Raw genomic sequence first — 6,926 nt, 5'->3', positions numbered from 1 at the left:
GGTCAGGCGATGCACGGCTCGCTGGCCTGAATCGCCAGCAAGCCGAGGTCTACGACAGGGGATTGGGGCTCCCGCCAGGCCCCTTCTAACGGGCCTACTGCTTTGGTTCGCGAATCCGATACCACGCCACATACAACGCCGGCAGGAACATCAGCGTCAGCACCGTCGCCACCACGATTCCACCGATCATCGCGTAGGCCATCGGCCCCCAGAACACTTCCCGGGCAATCGGGATCATCCCCAGGCTCGCCGCCGCCGCCGTCAGCAGAATCGGCCGCCGTCGATGTTCCGTCGCCTCCACCACCGCATCCCACGGCGCATAACCGTGGCGCTCGTACTCGTCGATCTGGGTCACCAGGATCACCGAGTTGCGGATGATGATGCCGATCAGCGCCAAGATCCCGAGGATCGCCACAAACCCCATTGGCGTGCCCGTCGGCACCAGCGCCAGGACCACGCCGATCAGCCCCAGCGGCGCGACACTGGCCACCAGGAACATCTTCTGCACGCTGTGCAACTGGATCATCAGGAAGGTCGCCATCAGGAACAGCATCAGCGGCACCACCTTGGCAATCGGCCCCTGGGCCTTGCCGCTCTCCTCCACCGTACCGCCGGTGACCACCTTGTAACCTGCCGGCAAACCGGCGGAGAACTTATCGATAGCGGGCTTCAACTGCTTGACCAGATCGGTCGGCTGCAAGTGGCCGCGCACCCCGGACTTGAGGGTGATGGTCGGCAAGCGGTCACGGCGCCAGACCAGCGGCTGCTCCAGTTCATAACGCACCGTGGCGAACGCCAGCAACGGAATCGACACCCCGTTGGGAGTGACGATCTGCAGGTTCTGCAAGGTTTCCGGCGTGCCCCGCTCGCTGTCCACCGCCCGACCGACCACGTTGATCAGGTAGATATCGTCCTTGACCTGGGTCACCGGCGAACCGCTGACAATGCTGTTCATCAGCCGCGCCACGTCCTCGGACGACAGACCAAACTGCCGCGCCTTGTCCTGGGCGATATCGATGCGCAGGACCTTGCCCGGCTCGTTCCAGTCGTAGATGGTTTCGCCGACATTGGGGTTCTTGTCGAGGATGGTCGCCAGCTCGATGGCATGCTTGCGCACCTGGTCGATGTCCTTGCCGCTGACCCGGTACTGCAACGGCCGTCCCACCGGCGGGCCCATTTCCAGGGTCTGGACAAAGCTGCCGATGCCGACGAAATCCTCCCGCAGGCGCTTGTTCAGCCGCTCGATCAACGCCGCACGCTGCTCCAGGCCGTTGCTGACGATGATCAACTGCGCGTAGTAGGGGTTCTGCAGTTGCTGATCGAGGGGCAAGTAGAAACGGACCGCGCCCTCGCCGATATAGCTGCTCCAGCGCAGGATATCCGGGTCGTCCTTGAGGCTCGCCTCAAGCCGGTCCACCGCCTTGCGCGTCTCGTTGATCGAGGCATTTTGCGGCAGGTTGAGATCGACGAGGACTTCCGGGCGGTCCGAGGATGGAAAGAACTGGTTCTGCACAAATCGCATGCAGAACACCGACAAGCCAAACACCAGCACCGTCAGGCCGATGGCCCACCAGCGATTGCGCATCGACCAGAGCAAACCGGCGTTGAACACCCGGGCAACATGTCCCGGTTCGCCACCATGGCCCTTCACGTTCTCACTGAGGATATGCACGGCGATCACCGGCGCGAACAGCACCGCGACAATCCACGACACCAGCATCGCCACGGCAATCACCGCGAACAGGGTGAAGGTGTATTCCCCGGCGGAACTCGCATTGAGGCCGATGGGCACGAAGCCCGCCACGGTTACCAGGGTGCCGGTGAGCATCGGAAAGGCCGTCGAGGTGTAGGCGAACGTCGCCGCCTGCTCCTTGGTGTCGCCCTTCTCCAACCGCGTGACCATCATTTCCACGGTGATCATCGCATCGTCCACCAGCAGGCCAAGGGCGATGATCAGCGCGCCGAGGGAGATCCGCTGCATGGTGATGCCGCTGTACTCCATGAATACGAAGACCATCGCCAGCACCAGCGGGATCGAACAGGCCACCACCAGCCCGGCGCGCATGCCGAGGGCGATAAAGCTCACCACCAGAACGATGATCACCGCTTCGAACAGGGCGCTGGTGAAACCACCGACGGCCTTTTCCACCACCTCGGCCTGGTCGGACACCTTATGCACGCCGACGCCCACCGGCAGCTCGGCGGTCAAGCTGTCCATGCGCGTGTGCAGGCTCTTGCCGAAGTCCTGGATATTGCCGCCCTTCTTCATGGCGATCGCCAGGCCGATGGCCGGCTGGCCGTTGTAACGGAACAGCGGGGTCGGCGGGTCGACATAACCCCGGCTGATCTCGGCGATGTCCGCCAGCCGGTAGAAACGGTCATTGAGCTTGAGGTTGACTGCCTCCAGGTCTTTCTCCGAGGCGTATTGCCCGGAAGCCCGCACCGAGATCCGCTCCGGCCCGGCCTCGATCACCCCGGCCGGGGTCACCGCGTTCTGCGATTGCAGGCTCTGCACCACCTGACGCTGGTCGATGCCCAGCGCCGCCAGCTTGCGGGTGGAGAAGTTCAGGTAGAGCACTTCGTCCTGCGCGCCGATCATCTGGATCTTGCCCAGCCCCGGCACATCGTGGATCTGTGCCCGGACCTGCTCCACGTAATCGCGCAACTGGCGCATGCTCAGGCCGTCGCTGGTGAAGGCGTAGACCGAACCGAACACATCGCCGAACTCGTCGTTGAACCCCGGCCCCTGGATACCCTGGGGGAAGTCACCGCGGATATCGTCGATCTTCTTGCGCACCTGGTACCAGATCTGCGGGATGTCCTTGCCGCCGGTGGTGTCGCGCAGGAACACGAATACCGTCGACTCACCGGGCCGGGTGTAGCTCTTCACGTAGTCCAGGGAGTCAAGCTCTTCGAGTTTTTTCTCGATGCGATCGGTGACTTGCTCCAGGGTGTCATCTACCGTGGCGCCGGGCCATTTGGTCTGGATGATCATGGTCTTGATGGTGAATGACGGATCCTCCTCGCGCCCCAGATTGATGTAGGAGAACACCCCCATCAACAGCGCGACGAACATCAGGTACCAGACGAAAGACTGGTGTTTGAGGGCCCATTCGGACAGGTTGAAGGCCCCTTTCATTGGGCTTTGTCCTCGTCGACTTTGACTTTCTGCCCCGACTTCAGGCTGTTCACTCCGGCACTCACTACCCGTTCGCCGGGTTTGACACCCGCGGCCAGCAGCACCCCGTCGGCGTCGCGACTGAGCACCCGGACCTTACGCAGGGCCACCGTCTGGCTCTGCGGGTCGATGATCCAGACCCGCGTCTGGCCCTCGCTTTCCAGCAAGGCCGAAAGCGGCAGGCGGGTCCGCGGTTCGATGGCCGAACTGAGGGTCACGCTGATGGAACTGCCCAGGCGAAACGCCGCCGGGGTCTCGGCCAGCGTCAGCCGGGCGCGCCGGGTGCGGGTGGCGCTGTCGGCCTGGGGCTCGATTTCCCGCAGGCGCGCGGTGGTGTTGACGCCGGGGTCGAGCTGGCTGGCGACGCGGAACTCGACGCCCTCGCTCAACTGATCGGCCAGGGGTGCCGGCAGGTCGATGACCGCTTCCTTGATATCGGGACGCGCCAGGGTCACCACTTGCTGGCCGGCGCTGACCACCTGGCCGGCCTCGGCTTTCCAGGCGGTGACCACCGCCGCATGATCGCTGTGCAGTTCGCTGTAGCCGAGTTGGTCACGGGCCTGGCTGACCGAGGCCTTGGCCTGCTCCAGGGAGGCGCCGGTGGTTTTCAGGTCGGTCTGGGCGACGTCCAATTGCGCCTGGGCGCCGACGCCACGGTCGAACAGCTCCTGCTGGCGACGGGCATTGGCCTGGGCGTTGATCCACTGCGCCTGGACCCGCGCCAGGTCACCTTCGGCGGCGCGCAACTGGTTCTGTTGATCGGTGGGATCGAGGCTGGCGAGCAAGGCGCCCTGCGCCACTTCGCTGCCGACATCCACATAACGCCGGGCAATGCGTCCCGAGACGCGGAAACCCAGGGTGCTTTCATAACGTGCCTGGATGCTCCCGGCGAAACGCCCGAGGCTCTGTTCCAGTGCCGGCTTGACCTCGACAAACAACACCGGGCGTACTGGCTCGGGGGCCGGCTCCTGTTTCGAGCAGGCGACCAGCAAGGCGCCCAGCAACGCCAGCGACAGGCGCTTCATGGCTGGGCTCCCATGGCCGGTTGCGTGGCGATCTCCACCAGCATGTCCGGATGGAGCAATTGCCCGCCGGCGATCACCACCTTTTCGCCGCCCTGGAGGCCGTCGCTGATGATCACATGGCCGGTGAGGTAGCGGCCGACCTTGACCCGGTGCAGGCTGACCTTGCCGCTATCGTCCACCAGCCATACCGCCGGCTCGCTGATGTCCTTGGTCAGCGCTGACCAGGGCAGTTCGATGCTCGCCCTGGCGGGAGCGGTGATGGTGGCGCTGACCACCGAGCCCAGGTCCATGCCTGCCGGCAGCGCGCCGAGGGCGACCTTGACCTGCACGGTGCCGCTCTGGGCCGAGACCGCCGGGGTCACTTCACGGACCTTGCCCGTGGCCTGGATACCCGGGTTATCGAGCAGGGTCACGGTGATGCCCTGGTCACCGGGCGACTCCACCAGCAGCGACTCATAGACGTTGAATACGGCGTCGCGTTCGCCGTCGCGGGCCAGGCTGAAGATCGGCATGGTCGCCTGCACCACCTGCCCGACCTCGGCCTGACGGGCGGTGATCACCCCGGGTACCTCGGCGATCAGTGCGGTGTAACCCAACTGTTCGCGGGCATTGGCCAACTGCGCCTGGGCCGCCGTGAGCGCGCTCTTGCTGCTCAGCAAGGTGGCCTGGGCCGAGTCGTATTCGCTGCGACTGGTATACCCCTTGGGCAAGAGTTTCTGCTGGCGGACAAAGGCCGCGCTGCTCTGCTGCACCCGCGCCTGCTGGGCGTTGACCTCGGCCTGGGCGGTGTCGACATTGGCTTGCAGGTCCTTGGGGTCGAGCTGGGCGAGCACCTGTCTGGCGGAGATACGCGCACCGACATCGACATTGCGCTGGATGATCTTGCCGCCAACCCGGAACGACAGATCGGTCTGGACCCGGGCCTGGATATCGCCGGTCAGGGTCACGGCGGCGCCGAAATCCTTGCGCTGCACCTGTTCGACGAAGACCCGCGGCCGCTCGGGCTGCGGCGGTTTGTCATGACCGCATCCACTCAAGAGCGCGGCCAGGCCGAGGGCGACCGCCCACTGTGTTCGCTGCCCTTTCATGCACGCTCCTTTGCGTAATACAGTTTCGCCAGTGCGGTTACGACTGTTAGCGTAGAACAGGGTTCCTTCCGCGCCTATCAACGATTCGACTCACCCCGCAGGACGTTCTTCATGCTCAAGACCCTGGCGGTCGCCAACTACCGCTCGATCAACAAACTGGTGGTGCCCCTGGGTCGGCTGAACCTGATCACCGGGCCCAATGGCAGCGGCAAATCCAATCTCTATCGCGCCCTGCGCCTGCTGGCGGAAACCGCCCAGGGCGGGGTGGTCAACGCGCTGGCGCGCGAAGGCGGGCTGGATTCGACCTTCTGGGCCGGACCGCACACCCTCAGCCGCCGCATGCGCAACGGCGAAGTGGCCATCGAAGGCGGACCGCGCCCAAAGGCCAAGCGTCTGCGCCTGGGGTTTGCCGGTGAAAACTTCAGTTACGCGATCTCCCTCGGCTTGCCGGAGCCCAGCAGCTCGTATTTTTCCCTGGACCCGGAGATCAAGCGCGAATGCATCTGGGCCGGCCCCCTGTATCGCCCGGCCAGCCTGCTGGTGGGTCGCTCGGGGCCCATGGTCAAGGCCCGCGAAGGGCGTGGCTGGGAGGTGCTGGCGCAACACACGCCAAGCTTCGACAGCCTGTTCGATCAGGTCGGCAATTTGCGCGGCTCGCCGGAAGTGCTGTTACTGCGCGAGAGCATTCGCGGTTGGCGTTTTTATGATCACTTTCGCAGCGACACCGAGGCGCCCGTCCGTCAACCCCAGTTGGGAACGCGCACGCCAGTGTTGCATCACGACGGTCGCGACCTTGCGGCGGCGTTGCGGACCATTATCGAAGTCGGCGATGCCCAAGCCCTGCATGCGGCCATCAGCGATGCCTTTCCTGGCTCACGGCTGGAGATCGTGCCGTTGCAGGGCTCGCGCTTTGCCATCGAGTTTTATCAGGAGGGCCTGCTGCGACCGCTGTCGGCTGCTGAGCTGTCGGACGGGACCTTGCGTTATCTGCTGTTGGTCGCGGCCCTGCTGACTCCCCGGCCGCCGACCCTGATGGTGCTGAACGAACCGGAAACCAGCCTCCACCCGGACCTGCTGCCGGCCTTGGCGCGTCTGATCGTGCAGGCTTCGGAACAATGCCAGGTGTGGGTGGTGTCCCATGCCAGCCGCCTGATCGCGGCATTGCAACAGGACCCGGCGTGCAACTCCATCGTCCTGGAGAAAATCCTCGGGCAGACCGGGGTTGTCGGCCAGGACATACTCGATGAGCCGGCCTGGAACTGGCCGGATTGACCGCCGGGATTTGCCGGATGGTGGGTAGGCGACTACCTTGATCAGGTTGCAGGACGGATCTTTTTTACCCAAGGGGGCTCCAAACACGGACGCCAATGGCCGGACTCAACGGCCAGCCCATTACAAGGAAAGCACCCATGGCCCAGGTCAATGCGCCGGAAAAGCTCGATCCCCAGGATATTGTGAAACTGTTGATGGCGCTGCGGCGCGCGGTGAAGGTGCCACCACAAGGCGTAGCGACACCCTGGACTCAATGTGGCGAGCGGGCTTGCCCGCGTTCGACTGCGCAGCAGCCGCAAAACCGGCAGCCCTGGTCGTCCTGAGACACCGAGCCCGCCGGTTTTAGGGCCGCTTCGCGCCCCA

5 protein-coding genes are annotated in these 6,926 nt (G+C 64.6%); 2 read left to right on the top strand and 3 right to left on the bottom strand.

Annotation, left to right across the window (positions count from 1 at the left end; translation table 11 throughout):
- Positions 1-94: 94 nt before the first annotated feature.
- Genes M5B99_RS18625 through M5B99_RS18615 form a run of 3 tightly spaced genes read right to left on the bottom strand, consistent with a single transcriptional unit; the run spans position 95 to position 5,291 of the window.
- The gene (locus M5B99_RS18625; protein WP_248805409.1) at positions 95-3,139 is read right to left on the bottom strand and encodes an efflux RND transporter permease subunit; all 3,045 of its coding nucleotides are present in this window, start codon (positions 3,137-3,139) and stop codon (positions 95-97) included.
- Positions 3,136-4,203, bottom strand: coding sequence for an efflux RND transporter periplasmic adaptor subunit (locus tag M5B99_RS18620; RefSeq protein WP_248805408.1), 1,068 nt, complete (start codon positions 4,201-4,203; stop codon positions 3,136-3,138). Before M5B99_RS18620 ends, M5B99_RS18625 begins: the two co-directional genes overlap by 4 nt.
- The gene (locus M5B99_RS18615) at positions 4,200-5,291 is read right to left on the bottom strand and encodes an efflux RND transporter periplasmic adaptor subunit (protein WP_248805407.1); all 1,092 of its coding nucleotides are present in this window, start codon (positions 5,289-5,291) and stop codon (positions 4,200-4,202) included. Before M5B99_RS18615 ends, M5B99_RS18620 begins: the two co-directional genes overlap by 4 nt.
- Positions 5,292-5,402: 111 nt before the next feature.
- Here M5B99_RS18615 and M5B99_RS18610 point away from each other — a divergent pair, with 111 nt between their 5' ends.
- Positions 5,403-6,563, top strand: coding sequence for an AAA family ATPase (locus M5B99_RS18610; RefSeq protein WP_248805406.1), 1,161 nt, complete (start codon positions 5,403-5,405; stop codon positions 6,561-6,563).
- Positions 6,564-6,700: 137 nt separating this feature from the next.
- A complete protein-coding gene (locus M5B99_RS18605) occupies positions 6,701-6,886 on the top strand; it encodes a hypothetical protein (RefSeq protein ID WP_248805412.1) in 186 nt (61 codons plus the stop codon).
- Positions 6,887-6,926 lie beyond the last annotated feature (40 nt).

It is taken from the genome of Pseudomonas sp. MWU13-2100 (genome assembly GCF_023242365.1).
Lineage (GTDB): Bacteria > Pseudomonadota > Gammaproteobacteria > Pseudomonadales > Pseudomonadaceae > Aquipseudomonas.
The sequence above is the reverse complement of the archived record's forward strand: the minus strand, read 5'-3'. Positions and strand labels throughout refer to the sequence as shown.